This is a genomic window from Bacillus sp. NPDC077027 (genome assembly GCF_050269555.1).
Lineage (GTDB): Bacteria > Bacillota > Bacilli > Bacillales > Bacillaceae > Bacillus.
In genome coordinates this window covers 823,796-843,055 of record NZ_JBNNIO010000001.1, presented here as the reverse complement: position 1 = coordinate 843,055, position 19,260 = coordinate 823,796, and the positions used below count along the sequence as shown (strand labels likewise).

General features: G+C 37.5%; 21 protein-coding genes and 3 tRNA genes. All 24 read right to left on the bottom strand.

Annotation, left to right across the window (positions count from 1 at the left end):
• Position 1: 1 nt before the first annotated feature.
• A complete protein-coding gene (locus ACQKEZ_RS04655) occupies positions 2 to 658 on the bottom strand; it encodes a deoxynucleoside kinase (protein ID WP_427299109.1) in 657 nt (218 codons plus the stop codon).
• Between the two features lie 22 nt (positions 659 to 680).
• Positions 681 to 944, bottom strand: coding sequence for a hypothetical protein (locus ACQKEZ_RS04650; RefSeq protein WP_427299108.1), 264 nt, complete (start codon positions 942 to 944; stop codon positions 681 to 683).
• Positions 941 to 1,513 carry a thymidine kinase gene (locus tag ACQKEZ_RS04645; protein WP_427299107.1) on the bottom strand — a complete coding sequence of 191 codons (573 nt, stop codon included), beginning with the start codon at positions 1,511 to 1,513 and terminating at the stop codon, positions 941 to 943. Before ACQKEZ_RS04645 ends, ACQKEZ_RS04650 begins: the two co-directional genes overlap by 4 nt.
• 100 nt (positions 1,514 to 1,613) lie before the next feature.
• On the bottom strand, positions 1,614 to 2,006 hold the full coding sequence (locus tag ACQKEZ_RS04640; RefSeq protein WP_427299106.1) for a hypothetical protein: 393 nt from the start codon (positions 2,004 to 2,006) through the stop codon (positions 1,614 to 1,616).
• A gap of 80 nt (positions 2,007 to 2,086) precedes the next feature.
• The gene (locus tag ACQKEZ_RS04635) at positions 2,087 to 2,977 is read right to left on the bottom strand and encodes an RNA ligase family protein (RefSeq protein ID WP_427299105.1); all 891 of its coding nucleotides are present in this window, start codon (positions 2,975 to 2,977) and stop codon (positions 2,087 to 2,089) included.
• 92 nt (positions 2,978 to 3,069) lie between these two features.
• Entirely contained in the window at positions 3,070 to 3,597 is a 528-nt protein-coding gene (locus ACQKEZ_RS04630; RefSeq protein WP_427299104.1) for a crossover junction endodeoxyribonuclease RuvC, read from the bottom strand.
• Positions 3,590 to 4,543 carry a hypothetical protein gene (locus ACQKEZ_RS04625; protein ID WP_427299103.1) on the bottom strand — a complete coding sequence of 318 codons (954 nt, stop codon included), beginning with the start codon at positions 4,541 to 4,543 and terminating at the stop codon, positions 3,590 to 3,592. The genes ACQKEZ_RS04630 and ACQKEZ_RS04625 overlap by 8 nt, the downstream gene beginning before the upstream one ends.
• Positions 4,544 to 4,968: 425 nt before the next feature.
• Positions 4,969 to 5,574: a hypothetical protein gene (locus tag ACQKEZ_RS04620; protein WP_427299102.1), complete on the bottom strand. Its 606-nt coding sequence runs from the start codon at positions 5,572 to 5,574 to the stop codon at positions 4,969 to 4,971.
• 203 nt (positions 5,575 to 5,777) lie between these two features.
• Positions 5,778 to 6,389: a cell wall hydrolase gene (locus ACQKEZ_RS04615; protein ID WP_427299101.1), complete on the bottom strand. Its 612-nt coding sequence runs from the start codon at positions 6,387 to 6,389 to the stop codon at positions 5,778 to 5,780.
• 54 nt (positions 6,390 to 6,443) lie between these two features.
• The gene (locus ACQKEZ_RS04610; RefSeq protein ID WP_427299100.1) at positions 6,444 to 7,157 is read right to left on the bottom strand and encodes a hypothetical protein; all 714 of its coding nucleotides are present in this window, start codon (positions 7,155 to 7,157) and stop codon (positions 6,444 to 6,446) included.
• Between the two features lie 108 nt (positions 7,158 to 7,265).
• Positions 7,266 to 7,339: transfer RNA gene (locus ACQKEZ_RS04605), tRNA-Trp, on the bottom strand.
• Positions 7,340 to 7,420: 81 nt separating this feature from the next.
• Positions 7,421 to 7,481, bottom strand: a tRNA-OTHER gene (locus ACQKEZ_RS04600).
• Positions 7,482 to 7,490: 9 nt separating this feature from the next.
• Positions 7,491 to 7,566, bottom strand: a tRNA-Arg gene (locus ACQKEZ_RS04595).
• A gap of 255 nt (positions 7,567 to 7,821) precedes the next feature.
• Positions 7,822 to 8,562, bottom strand: a complete 741-nt coding sequence (locus ACQKEZ_RS04590) for a sigma factor (RefSeq protein ID WP_427299099.1) — start codon at positions 8,560 to 8,562, stop codon at positions 7,822 to 7,824.
• Positions 8,563 to 8,868: 306 nt separating this feature from the next.
• A complete protein-coding gene (locus tag ACQKEZ_RS04585; RefSeq protein ID WP_427299098.1) occupies positions 8,869 to 9,822 on the bottom strand; it encodes a toprim domain-containing protein in 954 nt (317 codons plus the stop codon).
• Positions 9,822 to 9,965 carry a hypothetical protein gene (locus tag ACQKEZ_RS04580; protein WP_427299097.1) on the bottom strand — a complete coding sequence of 48 codons (144 nt, stop codon included), beginning with the start codon at positions 9,963 to 9,965 and terminating at the stop codon, positions 9,822 to 9,824. Before ACQKEZ_RS04580 ends, ACQKEZ_RS04585 begins: the two co-directional genes overlap by 1 nt.
• Positions 9,965 to 10,213, bottom strand: coding sequence for a hypothetical protein (locus tag ACQKEZ_RS04575; RefSeq protein ID WP_427299096.1), 249 nt, complete (start codon positions 10,211 to 10,213; stop codon positions 9,965 to 9,967). Before ACQKEZ_RS04575 ends, ACQKEZ_RS04580 begins: the two co-directional genes overlap by 1 nt.
• Positions 10,200 to 11,465, bottom strand: a complete 1,266-nt coding sequence (locus ACQKEZ_RS04570) for a DnaB-like helicase C-terminal domain-containing protein (protein ID WP_427299095.1) — start codon at positions 11,463 to 11,465, stop codon at positions 10,200 to 10,202. Before ACQKEZ_RS04570 ends, ACQKEZ_RS04575 begins: the two co-directional genes overlap by 14 nt.
• 11 nt (positions 11,466 to 11,476) lie before the next feature.
• Positions 11,477 to 12,241, bottom strand: a complete 765-nt coding sequence (locus ACQKEZ_RS04565; protein ID WP_427299094.1) for a DNA replication protein — start codon at positions 12,239 to 12,241, stop codon at positions 11,477 to 11,479.
• An 11-nt stretch (positions 12,242 to 12,252) separates the two neighbouring features.
• Positions 12,253 to 13,032: a helix-turn-helix domain-containing protein gene (locus tag ACQKEZ_RS04560; protein ID WP_427299093.1), complete on the bottom strand. Its 780-nt coding sequence runs from the start codon at positions 13,030 to 13,032 to the stop codon at positions 12,253 to 12,255.
• 664 nt (positions 13,033 to 13,696) lie between these two features.
• On the bottom strand, positions 13,697 to 14,485 hold the full coding sequence (locus ACQKEZ_RS04555) for an N-acetylmuramoyl-L-alanine amidase (RefSeq protein WP_427299092.1): 789 nt from the start codon (positions 14,483 to 14,485) through the stop codon (positions 13,697 to 13,699).
• A 43-nt stretch (positions 14,486 to 14,528) separates the two neighbouring features.
• On the bottom strand, positions 14,529 to 14,954 hold the full coding sequence (locus tag ACQKEZ_RS04550) for a phage holin family protein (RefSeq protein WP_427299332.1): 426 nt from the start codon (positions 14,952 to 14,954) through the stop codon (positions 14,529 to 14,531).
• Positions 14,955 to 15,087: 133 nt separating this feature from the next.
• Complete coding sequence (locus tag ACQKEZ_RS04545) at positions 15,088 to 15,231, bottom strand: hypothetical protein (protein ID WP_427299091.1); 144 nt, start codon at positions 15,229 to 15,231, stop codon at positions 15,088 to 15,090.
• A 36-nt stretch (positions 15,232 to 15,267) separates the two neighbouring features.
• The gene (locus ACQKEZ_RS04540; RefSeq protein WP_427299090.1) at positions 15,268 to 19,248 is read right to left on the bottom strand and encodes a phage tail spike protein; all 3,981 of its coding nucleotides are present in this window, start codon (positions 19,246 to 19,248) and stop codon (positions 15,268 to 15,270) included.
• Positions 19,249 to 19,260 lie beyond the last annotated feature (12 nt).

The window sequence follows — 19,260 nt, the reverse complement described above, 5'->3', positions numbered from 1 at the left end:
ATTATTTAATCCCCATTTCATTAAGTTTTGTTTTTACCTGATCCACTACTACTTGAGCATCCTCAGGATTGTTAACCACATCTACTGTATCCATATCAATAACAAGTACCTCAGAGGCTTTATAGTGGTTAAACAGCCACGCATCATAGCTCTCATGCAAGGTTCTGTAATACTCAACCAAACCCTCATCCTGTTCAAATTCTCTGCCTCTCAGACCAATTCTGTACATGACAGTATCAAATGAGGCTTTGAGGTAAACCATCAAGTCAGGAGCTTTCTTTGGTAGCTCACCCAGTTCCTCCATCATGTTGCCTAGTAAACTTTCATATACTGAAAATTCAAGGTCTGAGATTCTGCCTAAATCCTTATTGATCTTGGCAAAGTACCAATCTTCATAGATTGATCTGTCCAGTACATTCCTGTTATCACTTAAAGCCTGTTTGATAGACTTAAATCTTGTATCTAAGAAATACAGTTGTAATAAGAAAGGGTATCTTTTCTGCTGAATCTCCTCATCTGAGGCTGTGTAAAACAGTGGCAAAATTGGATTGTCCTGTACAGACTCATAAAATACCTCACTATCAAGCGAATCCCCTAACAACTTTGAAACACTGCTCTTGCCTAAGCCAATCATTCCTCCAACAACAATCACTGCCATTTTCCTCCCTCACCAACCTGTTTTATTTGGTAAACTGCATAAGGCTTGCAAGTAAATCCTCATTCGCTTTCATCTGATCTCCCTTAGCTTGCCTATGTGCCTCAACCTTCTCAATGCTTTCTTGAATGCTAGTGATTTTGTTTTTCAGCATTGTGATTTTCATGCTGTCCTGCTTGATCCCCTCAGAAAGAATCTTTTGTGCACTTTCTACTTCCTGCACAGCATTAGCGAAAACTCCAACTGCTTTCTCTACCTTTTGGCTTGCTTGTGTCATGTGTTTGCTCATTGTCCTACCTCCTGTAATTTTTTATAACAGCCCCTACATACAGGCTGATACATGTCCTTACTTCCAATCTCAACTCTATTATTAGAACCTGAGGTCTTTACTGTGACATAGCTATCATCCCCACAATCAGAACACACAGCTTTCAACTTGTTTACCTCATCAGCAATTCCCATGAGGTACATAGTTACATCAAATGGCTCTCCCCTATAATCCATGTCCAATCCTGAACAGTAGATGACCTTTCCTGATCCTAAGAGGAATTTCAGTAACCTTACAATGCTCTTATCAAAGAATTGAACCTCATCAATCAGAATTACATCTGCATCAAACAATGAATCATGTTCAGCTTTGTTCAGTAGACAGTCACTTGATATTTTAGTAGAAAGCACCTTTTGACCATCATGAGTGGTGATTTCCTCATCAGAATATCTGTTGTCAATGTCAGGCTTAATGAATAAAACTTTATGTCCTGCTAGTAAATGTCTTTTGCCTTGAGCAATCAAAGCTGTTGATTTACTGGCAAACATACCCCCCACATTTAAAACTAGCTTTGCCTTTAATGTAGGCATGTGTATCAGCTCCTCTCTTTTCACCTCTATGATTAGAAGGTAATCAGGAACTGTGACAGACAAAAAGAAAAAAGCAGAGCATCTAAGCCCTGCCTTACTGTTAATCTAAATTGATTCCTCTGATAGAAATATCTTTTGTTTTCAGTACAAATTCCATTCCATGCCTAAAGCCATCATTGTAAATGCATCTGCCAACTACACTAGGGGAAACATCCTGTAATTCCCCATTATCTGCTTGCTCATATTTTTCTTTTACAAGGTCATCAGCATCTTTCTCAACTGTGTATCCTTCTAAGAGAGCAATAATAAAATCTTCATTAGAAATGGTGTTTGCAGCCGCTCTCTTTCCTGCAAAGGAATATGTTTTGTCTAGCTTGGTAGTAATTACAGAAGCCTTACTTTCATAGATAGGATGGTAGCCTCCTTCATTTACAAATTCCTTAATAGCTTCCATTGCCCCTGCTTGCTCTTTTGTCAAAGTAACTTCTTTCATATACATCATCCTCCTTTAATTTCATTACTATCATTAGAAGGAACTAAAAAACTGTGACAGGTGCAAAAAAAAGAAGGCTGTTAAGCCCTCCCTAAGAGATGTTCCTTGATATACTGTGGTACTCTTTTTGACACTGATTTCCTGACAGCTTTTTCATCATAGAACTCAGGCAGTAACTCTCTTTCTTCCTTGAGGATGTCAGCTTGTACAGCAGGAACTAGCTCTTTCAGGATCATGCCCATATCCTCTAGCTCCAAATTATTAGGTAACACCTGTTCATCAATCAGCTTGAAATAGGTTTTCAACACTCTAGCAGGTGTTACAGTTCTACTGACAAAGACAGCCTCTGCCCCAAGTTCAGTAGGTTTCTTGTATTCCTTAGCTCCACCATGAACCTCCCTGAAAGCCTCACATACCAACTTTGCAAACCCTTGATTTCTGTAGTTCTTGACTACAATTCCCTCACCTGATTCAATCTCACCAATCTTCCCACCTAATGCTGTCAAACCCACAAAGGACTCAATATGTTCATAGCTGATAAACTCTCCACCATAAAACACAGGAACTATGTTCACTTGAAGATGTTTAGCTTCCCACTTAACTTCCCAAAAAGTAATATATTCTTTCTCAACTTTATCCCATACATCAAACAAGAAGAACTGTTTCTCATGCTGCGGATAATGCACCTTATGAGGAGTACCTAGCCATTCCCCAAAATAGATATATTCTGAGGCTAGATCATTAGGATTAATGTTCTCATGTACCCACTGATAAAAACCATTCAGATTATTTTGTTCGTCTAACTGAACATTTCTACTGAATGCCTGTAGCGCACCTTTTTCATCCAATGAAAATGAGGCATTACTACAATCAATTTTCTCAGTAATGATAATAAAATCCCCTTGTTGAAACATGCCTCTTGTATCACTGTGACCCATCCTCTTAATGCTTATATACTTTTTCTGTTCCATCTAATCAGCTCCATGAAAGTAGTAGATTCATAGCTATAATTAGACAGAAATAGAATATTGTGACTGGTTAGGCATAAAAAAAGAGGAGTGACCTAAGCCACTGCCTCAATTAGTTTCTCTTGTACACAGTATGCAATTAAGCAAGCCACAGCATCTGACTCATCATCATTAATAAACTCAATGAGATTTAATCCATTTACATCATTTCCTAGAAATGCCTCTACTGCTTTCTGTACTTTTTCTTTGTCTGCTCTGCCATCTCCTGTGACTAGCTTTTTAATAGTAGAAGGTGAAAGTTCTGCCTTGATCTCATGACCAAAAGCAAAACTAATTAGATCAGCCACACCCGCAACCTTAAAGAGTGCTTGAGTAGCCATTGCCCTAGCATTCACAAAGCCTCTTTCTTTAATGATGTAGTCAAATTCATACTTCCTGTATAACTCTTTTAACTTAGTTGCAATTTGATGGAGTCTGAATGCCTGTGACCTCTTTGCATACCTTTTGTTATTTATACTTCCTACCTCAATTAACTTGATTTCTCCACCTAACACAACACCCACTGCATAGCCTGTAGATGTGAGGGAAAGATCAAGAGCAAGGATAACCTTGCCCCTATCCATTCTGAGATACCTTTTTCAACTCTTGATCATGCTGATAGCTTGTACAATCATATTTGAAAGGACAGAAAATGCACTTTTCTAGTTCCTCTCTTGGTTCTTCCCCAATGGCTGCACATGCAGTAACATAAGCAAATTTATCTAGTAATTCCTGCCTCATTTCCTCAGTTACATGTAGATGAAATGACCTCATGTCAGGCTTTGCCTCTCCTCTTTTGAACCATCCATCTTTAGCTAAACTCTCATAGAAGATGATAAATTCATCAACCCCAAACAGTAGGGAGTATGCTACACACTGCAATTGATGGGACTCAGTAGGAGCTTTCATTTTGTAGTGACCAACTTGACCAATGGTATTGCTCTTAGTCTTAAACTCAAAGCCAATTGTTTTAGTGCCATCAGGTGACTTGTACTCCAACAATCCATCCATCATGCCATTGATAATGAACCTCTGCCCTTTATGGTTAAACTCTTTCCATGACAAGATGCTCTGTTCCCATGCAGGTAAACCCTCTGATGTTCTAACTACTGTGAATTTTGGATCAGGTAGCACTTGCTCACACAGCAGGAGGTCTTTCTGAATAGCTCCATGTACTGCTGTTGCATTCCTTGTCCACCTTCTGTGATAGGCATACACATCATCTTCATGAGGCTCAACACCTGTAACTTTCTTGTACAACTCTAGGTTGCATTTACTTGCTCCTGATGGGTTGAATTTGGGTATATCAGTTGGATATGTTGGCTCTGAATCAATCAGGCTGATTTCATGTTGATGCTGTTTTAACAGCAATTCCTCAACTTCCTTGATACTTTTAATCCTATCCAAGTTGTGCAACTGATTGAATTGGTCAACCAACTGTCTTGCCATCTTTTCACCTTGAGTATTTCTGTCTTTACCCAAAGTCTCTGCCCTCAGCTTCCTTGCTCCCTTTTTACTAAAATTAGCCATACTCATCCCCCTAAAATATTTATACATATCTATAATTAGAAAAGTCTTGACATTGTGTGACATCATGTGTTATATAGCTTTAGACATAAAAAAAGAGAGCATATCAGCTCTCAATTTTGGTTACTAAATTATTTACATCCTCTTCTGTAAGGGTATAAAAATCATAGGTGTCAACTAAGTGACCTTCCCATCTCCTAATAGATGCTTTAAGATTGTACAGTCTTTTGAAAAATACCTGCCCCTCATAGCTTGAGAAATACCTTCCATTAACCTTGTTAATTGCTACAAAGAAAGTCATTCACTCAGCCCCTTTTTCATCATCTGTTTATCTTTCTTCCTACTGTATTTCTTCTTACTGTCTTTGATCCTAGTTATGGGCTTGATCTCCCATTTAACTCTACTGTTAGCTTTCTGCCCTAAGTAGCTCAATGAACCTGCTCCTCTACAGTATGGAAGGCTTGATAAGCGGAAAGCCAGTGTGTTCCATCTAAGATGTAATAAACCATTCTGTCAGAAATTCCATATTTCTTAGCTATTTCCATAACTGAACTTTTGTTCACATGATATTCATGATGGATTGAGAAAGCAGCCTCATAAGTCAGCTTTTCATTGTGTTTGACCTTTTGAGCAGGAGGCTGCGTGTCTCCTTCTTCTTTGTAGAACTTCCCATTTTCATAAACATCAGCTAAGTTTTCCTTGCTTACAATTACATCCTCAAAATCATATAGAGATTTCATTTGGTATGTTCTGTGTGCTAGTCTAAGTTCAATATCTTTCTCCTTAGAAAGGATATACATTGCCGCATCAAAGCCAACTTCTACAAGGTTTGATCTTTCAATTAATGTGAATTTACTATGAATATGTTCATCAGTTACACTCACTGGCGCACCTAAATACCCTCCACCAACAACCCATCTGAGAACACCTGATTTCCATATCATTTTAAAACCACTTTCATTACTGAAAGTATCTCCATCTTTCACCTGACCACTACTGATGCCTTTGATAATATCTACAATGCTCAAAGCCATACTTTATCTACCTCCTCAAATAATTTCATCACTATCATTAGAAGTAAATTTTGAATTGTGACAAATAAAAAAAGAAAAGAGCCTTTCAGCTCTAATCTTCATCTTCTTCATCCCATCCCCAACAGTCGCAGCCACAGCAAGGACAGTAATACTGTCCACATAAACCACAGTAATTATCCTCATCATACATAAGAGATACCCCCCTACTTTTTGAATACATGACTACCAATTACAGCAGTAGTCTGTCTACCATCTAACCAATGGCTTGATGCAGTGTTTGGATTGTAGAAATATAGACTGTCTGATCTTCCTTCACCTGCTAGGGCATCATTTACAGCCTTAATAGATTCAGAGTCAGCAGGTCTGTTGATCATCCCATTTGACACAGGACTGAACTGACCACCTTGATTAATAACACCTGAGATAGTGTTTGGGAACTCAGAATCATTCACCCTGTTCAACACAACTTTAGCAACTGCCACCTTACCTAAGTATGGTTCAGATTCAGCCTCAGCCCTTACAAGCCTTGCAAGTAAATCCATCTCATAAGAGGATACACCTGATACTGATTCAGCCTTTTCCTTTACTGTGTGTTTCTTTTCTGTCTTTGTTAATACTGTATTGACCTGTTGTCCTACAAAAATAAGGTTAGGGTTCTTAATCTGTGGATTCATGGAAACAATATGATCCAAAGTCATTCCATTCTCACTAGCAATATCCCCTAAAGTGTCACCACTCTTAACCTCTTGAGCAAATACAGGAGAGGTAGTTAGTAATGATACCCCCAATGCAATTCCAGTCATTAGTTTTCTCATAGGTCTTACCCTCCTAAAATTAAAAAAATAGAGGAGCATTTCTGCTCCCCTTTATTAAATGTGTCCTAGTAAATCCTCATCAGTTGCTCCATCTTCTTCTATTGCTGTAGCAGATGAATCAGCTTCTTCCTCTTTCTGATCAGCACTATCCTCATTGATCTTGATATGAGGTAGATATTTTTCAGTGTCAAAACCTGCTTCTTTCAACAGTTTTGCAAGGAACTCATCTGACTTTGGCTCTAGGATAGACTCAAAGAACTCTAGCTCAACCTCTACATCATTGAACTTGTCAAAAGCCTCTTGTTGTTCAGGCTTCATCTTGAGAATTGGAGATAAAGAGTAGACAGTTGATGTATCAGAACCTGTCCTTTTTAAGTTGAAAGCAATATCAGCAATGTTATCCTCATATTCATCAAGAGATGAAAAGATTGTTTTTGCTTGGTTCTTACTTACTTGTAAAGCCATTAATTCACCTGTTTCTAGTGAAGCAAATACAAAGCAGTACCTTGCTTTTTTATACAGGTTTTTGAACTTTTCGCCACCATATTTATGGGCTACAAGCAGTGGTGAATCTTGACTAATTGCCTGAGTATAGATTCCTAGATTAAAATCACCTGTTGACGCATATTCAACATTGTCATCAACTGATAGAATCCTAACCGCATGAGTCTGATTCTCTTTCAGTTTGAACAGTACCTTTTTCATATCAGGTCTGCTCCTACTTGCATTTTCTTTAGCTTCTCTACCTTTAGCTGTAATTGCGGACATACCATTTCCCCCTGTTAGCTACATTAAGCTGTATTTTTGAGAGGTAGTCTTTTAATTAAGCTAGAAAAAGAATAGATTCAAACTATACCTTTTCAGGATAAAAATTTATGGCATGAGCTAAAGGACTTGAACCTTTCCTAACAGTTTTGGAGACTGTTGTGCTACCACTACACTAAGCTCACATGAGTACAGGAGAGGACTTGAACCCCTGACCTTCACCATTAAATCAGATGCTCTGTCACTGAGCTAAAGGTATTCGCTATACCCTACAGGAATCAAACCTGTGACCTTCTGCATGAATGTGAATGCTCTCCCAACTGAGCTACCTGTACATGGCATCCTAGACAGGACTTGAACCTGTGACCTACTGCTTAGGAGGCAGTTGCTCTATCCACTGAGCTACTAGGATATAAATAGTAAATTAACTTTAAAAAGAGTTTAAATAGTAAAAAGAACAGGCGTTCTCTTTATTTATTATTGTATTTGTAGTAATATTATCCATGCAACCCAATTACAGAATGATGTAATTACAGTTTTCTGTATTAATAGTGTATCTAAGTGTTTAAAGATAAAGTAATTAGGGTATTACATTTATATTAAAAGTTCAGGAGCTTTGGTATTTCTACCTAGCTCCCCTCTTTCACTTCTATAATTAGAACCTGTCTTAAAACTGTGACAGGTCAAATGATGGATAGCCTGAATTTACTGCAAAATCATTAAATCTTTTTACAGCTCTTGATTTCTTCTTTCTTATTGCATCAGCTTTGTGCTGAGGCAGGGAAGTTTCAATTGCTTGGTTTACAATTTTCTTTGAAGCATTATCTACAGTTAAAATAGTTGCAACCCAAGTTTTGATAATGATTGAATCATCAGAATTATTTTCAAATGCAAAATCATTTGCTAAACCTGTGAGGATTCCACCAAGATTCTGCTCATCTTGAAAACTTTCTAGGACAGCATTGAATACCTCCTCAATGTCTGTAGCATGTTGATGTTCAATTGCTTCAAGAAAATCTGTAGATTCATTTACAGGCTTGTCCAATGAAAGAGTAGCACTGTTGAATTGAGCAGAAAGAGTCTGAGATTTCTTGATAATTTCATCCTGAATTGTCCACTCTACCAACTGCTTGACCAATGATGTAAAGTCAGCACCCTTTTCAATGTCATACACCTTTGATGCTTTGTGGACAGCAATAAGAGCTGATGATACAAAGTCATCTGATGTGTGACCTGATTTTTCTGCAAGACCTTTGTACTTGTTGTATGCTTTGTAACCTAATTTTGTTGCCAAGCCTGAAACAGCATCAAAGATAAGATTGAACTGTGCATCTGTCTGTGTTTCCTTGTACTCCATCACTAAAGCATTGATCTCAGCGTTTGTAAGTTTGATAATTGAATTTGTCATTTTAAATTCCTCCAAGTTTTATGAATATGTCAGTATTGTGTAATTACAGTATCCTGTAATACCATAGGCGCACTGATGGTAGGACTTGACCTCTCCCCATTAACTAGGCAAAGACTGTTACACTTTTATGTAATTACAGTATCCTGTAACACAAAAGGCATCAATAAGCTAACCCCATGTAATTTCCCCCATGAGATTTATCCTTTATTTACAGCATTCTGATATTACAGTATCCTGTAATTCCACTGCTTTTTGAGTATACACAAATTACAGTATCCTGTATATAGGTTTTAGAAAAAAAGAGGTTTACAGGAATTTTGGCAGAAGTCTCTCTACCTGTCCTGTAGCCTCAATTAGTTGATCTGTTGGTATATCATTTACATCCTTACAATTAACAGGAATTTTCATGTGCCAAAGGTCTACCTTACCCATTAACCTCTTTTTCACATCTTCCATACATCTAATCCCTGCTTTATCATTATCAAAGGCAAGCACAAGGCTTTCTATAGGACTCATTAATATGAGCTTTTCCTGCTCTTTACTGAGGCTTGCTGACCCTAAAGCAATGGCAGGTATACCATGACTCCATAGATACAGAGCATCTGTCTCAGACTCTACCACATACACAGTCTTGAGGTTCATCTTATGAACAAAATGCATCCCATAGATATGCTGTTTGATTGGCTGTCCATCCTCCAAATACCAAAACCTTTTATCTCTGATGCTTCTGTATTTGAGGTTGATAACATTCCCTTTCCAATCATGCCAAGCGAATACAACAGACTGAGATTTTGCATCATACCCTATTTTGAAAGCCCTTTGTACTTTCTCTACTATCCCCCTGTTTGATAGATAAGGATTCCTAAAGGCAACTGCTTTCAGCTCCTCATCAGAGACAATTCTGTAAAACCCAACATCCGCAGCCAAAGTTACTTTTAATTCCCAATTGTCCATATCAGTATAAATTGTTCTGTATTTCTGCCATAAATACTCTTTAGCCTCATCATAGGTAACACCCATCAGGAAGGAAAGGAGCTTGATGAAATTCCCCTTTCTCCAATCCTCATCATATGCTCCTGAATCAATCCAAGTTCCATCCTCAAGATTGACAGCAAAGGATGGCGTTTTCTCATCCCTGAATGGTGAACAGCTTTGCAACTTTATCCCTCTTGGTTTCGCCTTTGGGAACATATCAATATAAGGCTCAAGTTCCTCAGAAATATCAACATCAATTTCCTGTCTGTCAATTACAACTGCCATTACTCATCCAACTCCTCAACACAATCCTCACACAGTAGCTTTCCATCAATAATCACTTGTGGCTCATCCCTGAATATCCTCATCCAACAAATATCACAATGCCCAACACCTGTAGCCTTTTTTCCTTCGCTGTGATAACCCATTAATACTGCACCTCTCCCATGATGATCAGCCCATCTCCCCATACAATCTGTCTGAGGTTTTTAGGTTGATGATCAAAATGAACTGTATACCTTGTACCTTCATCAAGAATCATTGCTCTTAAAATAGTTCCTATGAATCCAGTGTCTCTATGAATGATTCTCTTTCCCATCAGCTCTTTCTCTAAATTACATTTTTCTGCAATGTCAGGAATCTGTAACCTGCAAGGCATACGCTTAGATATAGTCAATGGCTTGGACCTGCCTTATATATCCATGATTAAAGTCGCAATGTAATGTCAAGTCTCTGCCTACATATGGTGTCCTTGCCTTAGCAAGTTTGATCTTACCTACACCCTCATACTGATCAAAGCTGATAACAGTACAGGCATCTTGAATAACTGCAATTGTTTCAGAATACTGATGAACCTCAGGAGGCTTTACAATTCTTGATCCAGTTTCATCATCATTCTGATTGTCTTTTTCTGCTGAGGTAGGAGTCTGATGGACATTGACACCCACCACACCATATCTAGCAAAAAGCTGTCTTAACTGTCTTGAAGTGTTTGACATGTTGTCTCTGTTACCATTTTTACCTTTATGTGTCATCAGGTTGAATCCATCAATAATAACCATTTTTATCTCAGGATTTTCATTTAAATCACTTTCAATGACATCAATGCTTAATCCCTGAGGCAGATGCTCCATAGTCTTTATGATGTATGGTACTTCTCCATCAGGTGAGAAATTGTCAAGATACTCCTTGTACTCATCCTCATTTGCAAGCTCCCCAACTTTCAGCTTTGCATTGTTGAAATGACCTATTAAAGTATCATTCCTTTGAGACTGCTGTACATATGAAAGCTCAGGAGAGTAGTGCAGGACTCCAAAATCATTCAGCCATGCTGTAGTTCCAATATGAGATGCGATCCATGATTTACCTCTGTTTGTGTAAGCCTGTACTAGAACATAATCACCTATTTCAAAACCACCACCTAGCCACTTTGTCAGGCTTTCATATGGTGTTGGAATGAATTTGAATGATCTGTTAACCTTACTTTCATTATAGGTGTTCCATCTTTCCTCTCCTGTGACAGCATAGTTTTCGCCTAGATAACTTGAGGCAGAGGTTCTATCCTTTAATATGGCTACCTCTGAGGCAAGCCAATTGATAAAGTCTGTACCTTGCATATCACTGAATTTCTTTCCTGCTTCTTTCTGTAATAACTCAACTGCTCCCCTTTTAGCTGTATCATTCTTTACAGCCTTTGCTAGATAGGCGAAACTATCAGCAACCTCAGGCATATAGTTGAATGATTCATAGTTTGCTACTACTGTTCTATAATCAGGTGTATGACCATGTTCCTTAGAATAATCTCTTACAAAACTGTATACATCAGGAATGGTGTAAAAATCTGATTCTTTAATGTTGAATTTATTTAAAATATGAAAGTTCTGTTCCTCAAGTACCTTTGAGAGTAACTGCTGTTCTATCATGCTCATCTTATTGCCTCCTATTTCAACAGTGCATCAATTCTGTTGTCTGCTCCTGTGAATCCTACTTTCACTGTCATACCTGCAATTCTTGAGGTTATTCTTTCACCAACATTCTTGCTCATTTCCTCAAGACTGACATTACTTGTAAAGATAGTTGTCAAACCATTTGTATTCCTTGAATCTAAGATTTCATAAAGCTCTTCCTCAAATGCCTCTGAGATTCTACTGCCTCTAGTCGCAATGTCATCAAAAACAACCAACTCACATTTTTTAAGTGAATTTTTTAGATTGTAGTATCTGATTGATGCAGTCTCTTTCATTTCTGTCTTGCCTCTAAACATTGCATTAAATGTATTCTGTAGCTCAGTGCTTTTTACAAATAGAGCAGGATTATCCTGTAGTTCCATTTCACCTTTTAAAAATGCCCTACATCTTTCAATTAGAAAGTGATTCAGAATTGTGACAGCAGATGTGGTCTTTCCTGTGCCTGTTCCCATTGGATTCTCTTTAGTAGGAACTGAATAGAAGAATAAGCCTGTGTTTCTCTCAAGAACAAAATCAAGGATGTTACCAACATATTTCTCTATGAGCGTGTATGGCTTTGGGTTATCTGTTTTGATTGGTAAGTTTGTGAACCTACAGTCTCTGTATTTCTTAGGCACTCCAAGAGTTGTCCACATTCCTTTACCTTCTGTTAGACCATGCATGAAAGTACAGGCGAAACAGGTATAATCACAGGTTCTTGCAGATTTATCAAAAGAGCATGTATGCTGAATAGTCATTGTGTTTCCTCCTAAACATTGAATAAGTCAAGTGCTTTATCTGTATCATCTTGAGCCTGAGCCTTCTGTAAGACTTCCTCAAAATGGCTTGTCTGATCTTTGTCCTGCTTGTAAATGGCATATGCCTGATTCGCTATCCAACTGCACAACATAGAAATAGTAGGTAAGGGATAATTAGCATTTGCCCATCTAGTGGTATACTGTTTGATTGAAATTTCAATAACAGCTTTTAAAGTTTCTTCATCATAGTTTGGGATGAGCTTATTCTTGATCATTGCCAATTCCCTCTGATAGTTGATGACATAACCCTCACCATAAGTTTCCTTGTAGGCATCTGCATAGAAATGGGCAAAGTCTCTAGCATTCATTTTCTTAGCTTGATGTGCTTCCTTTGCAGTCTCATCTACAGCGTCAGTATTTGTAACAGCACCACCACTGATATAGTAGATACTCTTTTTTCTTCTACCATTACCAACAAGCTCTCTCTTTAAAAGACTCTGACCATCAATCTCTGTCTCTAACAACTCATTGATCAGTTTGTTAATTGTGTTGGTTGATTGTCCTGTAAGCTCACCTAGCTTCCTTTGGGAAGGGAATGCCTTGCCCTCATCATTCATAAAGGAAACAATCGCAAGTAGTAACCCAAATTTACTAACACCAATCTCTTTTATTAATCCTGATTGGATAGAACCCATATCAACACAAACTCTATTACTCTGCCTGACTCCATCTGACAAATTGTCATACTCTTTCTTGAAGTCAACAGAAAGGATGGGATTTTTCTCTGTCATTACAATTCCTCCTTATTCTGTTTTCAATACTGTCATTAGAGAGTCATAATGGACTGTGACATATTTCAAATAAAAAGAGCAGAATTTCTCTGCCCTAGCTTTGATACAAAAAGTTGGTACATAACATTACTTAATAAATAAAAGAAAAGAGATTAATAATAAGTAATGATAGGTACAAATAATTGGTACAATAACTGCTATTTGATACAAGAAATTTGTACAAAAGAGAATCATGATTAATTGGTTATTTATTCATTATTTTGTATAGAGAATGCATAAAGATGGATCTTATATGATGTAATAAACTGGAACAAAACAGAAGGATTCAGATATGATGTGTATGAGTTTGTCAATATGTTTCATGCAAATAATTAAAAGTCAATAGGAAAACAAAAGAAAGCTCATAGAGAAGAGATAACAGGATACTGTATGTCTTTATAGCTGAATTACAGCATCCTGTAATATGACACCTTTAAATGCTTCTCAGACACTATTGACATTTAATTCTGTTTATGCATTAATGAAAAGAATACTTGACATGTAACTTTATTCATGAAACTTAAATTACAGCATCCTACAATGACAGTTTTGTGAATATTTCAGAAAATACTTGACAGAAATAAAAAAAGAGGAGGAGCATTTCTGCTCTCTCCACTGTTTGAATCTATTTAACTGAGACATACTTTGTATTAGCTGTAATGTATAAACCTGACTTCAACTGATACATTTTACTTCCACTTACTGTAATCTCCTTAGCAATTGTGAAAGCCTCACCCTTCTTTACAGACTGTCCTTTGTCATTCCAATTGGCAGATTTATAAGTGTAAAGCTCACTCACTTTTACAGTTACTGTCTTTTGTTTTGATGCTTTTGGTTTTGCAGCAGTCTTAACAGGTGATTCTTTTTTGACTGATGGAGAGAGTTTTTTCTTCACATCAGATTTAAAAGCTACAAACTTTTTAGGATCAGATACAAAAGGAGCAGGGCAATTCTTTCCTGAAACATCATAGTGTCTGTAGATGTCACTTTCTGAAAGTCCATATTTTTTGCAAAGATCAGCAACAACAGCAATTGTGTTTTCAAGTGTTTCAGAATGGATAGTACCATCTTTTTCAACACACATTTCTACACCAATTGAGGTAAGGTTTGCATTGCCACCCCTGTAATAGTCTGCTGTAGCTTTCAGCTTTGCCACTTTAGATGGTTTGTCATTGGCATGATAAGCAACCTCATTTAATGGAATGATCAACCTTGCTTCTTTTCTGTCAACAAAGATATGGGCAGAGGCAAATCTTTCCGCTGCAATTGCTGTTCCATTGAAATAGTTTCTTTCATTTTTTGCTGAGGCATTAGGAGTGGCTGTCCAATGGATAACAATTCCTTTGACACCTAACAGTTTCATCTTTGGTCTTGTGTACTTATTTACTTTCACATAATCTTTAATAAGGTTCATTTCATTTCCCTCCTTCTATTTGAAAAACAAAAAAGACTAAGAATCAACTCTTAGTCCTGTCTTTCTCATCCTGTAGCTGTGTTTTCGCTTCCACAACTTGAGATAATCTATCTTTGATCTGCTTAGGGATGCTAACTCCTAATGATTCAAAGTTTTCAATAATTGATAAAGCCTCATTACCAATAGCAAGCCATACCATCAATGTCCTAAAAACTGGCATACCATTATTCACAAGCAAATCAAGTAAGGATGCAAATACAATAGCAAGCAACATACCTGCTTTCTTAATAATCCCCATATGCATAATAGCTGACTTTAACCTTTTGTTTTTTGCCCCTTTTAAAAGACCTGTCACTACATCAATGATCATCATTACACACAGAATAAAGATAGCATTCTGATAATGTCCTGAGATAAATTCAACTAAAGAACCAACCAAGCCCACAATATAAACATACACATTATTCATGTAACCCACAGTAATCCCTCCCCTCATTATGAAATATTCCCATTGCAAGCGAAAAAAAGGAGAGGTACAGCATGGTTAATCTGTAGCCCCTCCCTTATATATATCTGTAGCTAAACAATCAATATTAAAGTGCTTACTCAGCCACAGAGCATTTTTCTTCTTGTGCTGCCTGATTCTGTAACTCCTGTAAATATGCCTTTGTCATAAACAGTTCATGTGTCAACCTTGCAACCTCTGCCTGATATTGTGCAATTACTAATTCAGCATTTATTTCCATTTTATTTACCTCCATTTTATAAGTAAGAGACAGGGTTTAAATCCCCGCCTCTAATTTTGACATTCTATCTTCCAATGAATTAATCTGATTTCTCTGCTCTTTTACAAGAGGGATTAGCATAGTCCAAAGCCTATCATATTCAATACCCTCAACCTGTCTTTCCCCTGTTTCATTGTCAGGCTCTCCCCAAATGACATACATTCCAAGTCCTGCCTCAACTAAGTCCTCAGCAATTAGACCATAATGCCTCTCAAGGTAAGGAAGATCAATGACATCAAGATTAATCTTCTCCCCTTTATTCTGAGCTGTTAGATACTCTGCATACATTTCAGTAGCATTTTTATCAAACCAAGACTTAGGGTTCAGCTCTAAGATTTTAGGAGCTAGATCATCTGTATCTACCTCTTTGATTTCCATTTTGTATTTACTAGCTGAGGTTGACCTACCAAATGTACCTGCACTTGTAATGTACATATTAGCCGCATTACTGTAAGTTCTGTCATACACATCCATTGACCAAATCCTAGCGCTACCATCAGTACCAACAAAAATACCACTACCTGTGTTACTAGCATCAGACCTTACAATGGTAGTTCCCTCAGAAGTGTAGTAAGTGTTTCCTGTACTCCTGCCATGAAATGATCCTGTTGACCATACACTCCCAGTTCCTGCCTCTATAGACAGTTTAGGTGTACTATTAATTGCAAACTGCAAATCTCCTTTAGAATTTGCCATGTTATAAGGAGCTTCAACAATCTTCCACCCACTGCCATTCAACCACTCAATCCCCTCTGCACTCCCAGGATCATTAAAGGTCAAGTGATTGATATTAGTAATGTCATTATTCTGCATATCAAGGGTGTTTTTAACTTTAAGAGCACTCATAGCACTACTGATGGAATCTGATTTTATATCACCCCACACCTCAAGACCCTTCCACATCTGAACAGCATTATTTACAACAAGATTCTGAGCAATACTAATAACAATCTTGTCAGCCATGAGGTTAAGAGTCCCATCATTTACAATGTTACCTAAACCAATTCCCATAGCTACCTTACCATCAGTAAAGCCTATACCATCTTGGTAAATCTTAGCGAAACTTTCAATCTGAGATGTATCTACTTTGGATGTGTCAGGATTAGTAACACCTGCTTTGTATCTGATGAACCTGAATTCCGCACCATCAAACCTAGCATTATTGATCTTGTTGTCAACAACCTTATTTGTTTCAATAACAGCACCTTTGACCATTCCACTGAATGTAGCAGAGCTACCCAACACAGCACCATCAAAATTAATTTTCTTTGCAGAAAGTGTGATTGACTCAGGTGATTGATTAATTGCTGAAATTACTCCATTCTTCTCTACTTTTGTGGAAATAGAATCAGCAGTCTGCTTGATAGATGAGTTCATTGAATTGAGGGATTTCTGTTCATTCACTAAAATAATAAAACCTTGATCTGTACAGTTATACAGACCATTCACCTTATAATCATAAAGGCTGATCCAGTTAACAGAATCCTCAGATACCTGAGCCTCATAATTGTACTGCCTTGAATCTAACCAATACATATATACATGTAAATAATCAATATTGTCATACACCTGTCCTAAATCAAGTTGAACCCATTGAGACCTAGTTCCTATAGTTGTAAATGGTGATGTTGTATTGAATATATCATCAGTCATAACAATTGGATTAGTTGGTGTTATTGAGAAAGTGGGTGTTATTCCTTTAGCAAGATTAACTCCTGATTGCATGACCCTTAATTCAACAACATGATTGGTTACATTGACACTGTTTCCATTCAGCAATAACCTCACATATCTAGCCTTTACAACATCAGCACCTGTTCTCCTAGCAATATCCTTTACCTCAGTTGCACTAACAGCACTCTGTACAGCCTCAGCAGTTGCGGTGATCTTTGTGTTATTGTCTTTCAACATACTAGACAGTTTGTCATAAGATGTCCCACTTAAAGATAAGGTTATTTCATCCTCAACCTGTTTGATTCTTGATTCAGCAGATTGAAACCTTTGCACCCTGCCTGTTTCATCAGTGTTATATTTAGTGGTAGCTACTCTACTATTTACAGCGTTATCTACCTCAGTCTTAGAGTAAACCTCTGTAGTATTAGCCTTGTTTTTCAACTCTCCACTTACATACACAAGGTCAGCCTTATCTGTAATAGAGGAATTGATGGTGGTCACAGCATTATTAAATGTAGTTAAAGGTACTTTCTGATCTAGCTTAACCTCTACTGATTGTTTAAAATTATCCAAATCCTCAAACGCTGTTACAACCTGAGTAACCTGCTTTTCTTGGGTTGAAATAATTGCAGAACTATTGACTGGAACAATAAAACCTGTAGCTGTCTCTTTATGGCTACCATGTTTTGTAGAGTTAAACAACCTAACCCACTGAACACCATCCTCTGAAACATCAACAAAATGACTGTTATAAGTCCTACCACCATCAAAATTATGCCAAACTTTGATATACTCAATATTCTCAACAAGCTCTCCCAAATCTAACTGAACATATTGCAGCCCACTCCCTGCCTTTACAGAAAGGGTGGAATCAGCTTTACCATCAGTAAGATATTCAGGATTGGTCAGAGTGCTTGATCCAGTTGGAACAATACCTTTAGCAATGTTGTTTCCTTCTTTAAATACCTGAATCTCAGACCATTCATTTGAATTGTTTACATCAGAACCATTAATGTAATCCCTCAAGTATCTGACTTTCATCCTTTGAGCCTGAGAGGAAAACAGTTCATCTCTTGTAGGTAGCTTACTAATCTCATCTTTCATGGATGGAATTTCTTTTGCATTATCCCATGTCAATTCTTTTTCAGAGATTCTATTCTGAATTTCATTGATTCTTGTATTGATTGGAGGAACAACAGGAATATAATCACCAAATTCAACTGCATCCTTTGTAGGATTGGTTAAGCTCCTAGACAGTTTCCTTACCCTAGCTTGTAGGTATAGTTCAGGCTGAACAGTTTTATCCTGTACAAGAATTGTATCACCAAGAGAAACTCTTTCATGTTCATAACCTGCTACTCTCTCAAGTAATACAACAGATGTTGAGTAGGTCATCTTTGGTCTGTCATTACCCTGCAAAGCCTTCAAAGTGTTTTCAAATAGCTCTTGAGGTGAGGTTGCTTGGTCATCTTTGTAGACACCAAAAATAGGCAGGTTGTTTGTACTGTAATTCTCCTGCGCTACAATGGAAGTGACATAATCACCAATAATCTTGTAACCCTCAGGAATGCCCTGTGTAACGCCTTGAGCATCTTTGAATGTAAGAGGTGTGCCTGATTCAGATGTCTTACCAACGCCAATCAAGGCTGTTACAAGACTGCTCCTGTCCTCAATCCTCTCAACACCAACCAAGTCCTTACCTCTCATGAAAGGCTTTCCTGTTACACTCCCAACCTGCTTAGAAATGTTGACTCTCTGCGCTGTAATAGTTGTGCCTGTAGTCACATATTCAAACTGGAACTCTCCTCCAAACTGTTTAACAGTAGAAATAAGAGCCTCTAGCTTGGTTGGATAATCATTGATTTCTACATCCTGTACACCTAAGTTCTCAACACTTCCAACCTCAAAAGGTGTGCCTGTCAAAATATGCGCTGCAACCTGTTCAACAGTGGATGATATGAATTTTGTTGGTCTTACAACATCCTTAATCAAATCATCTTGAGCAGATACCTCACAGTAAATCTCCTTAATGTTCTGACCACCTGATGTAGATTCCTTTGCCTCAATGATTTTATATAGCTTATTTCCACCTTCTAAACTAGGATATAAAATGAAATTCCCTGCAACAATCTTAGCAGCTTCCCCATGATTAGATGGAATTTTCATTGTCAGTGTATCTGTAAAATCATCTAGGTCAGATGTCTGTAAATCATCATAAAAAGGCAAAGAAAAAGGCATCCTATTAGATAGGACACCAATTGTAGTTTTGTCTGAATCAAGAATATATAAATTTTTCATTTCCATTTGAATAACTCC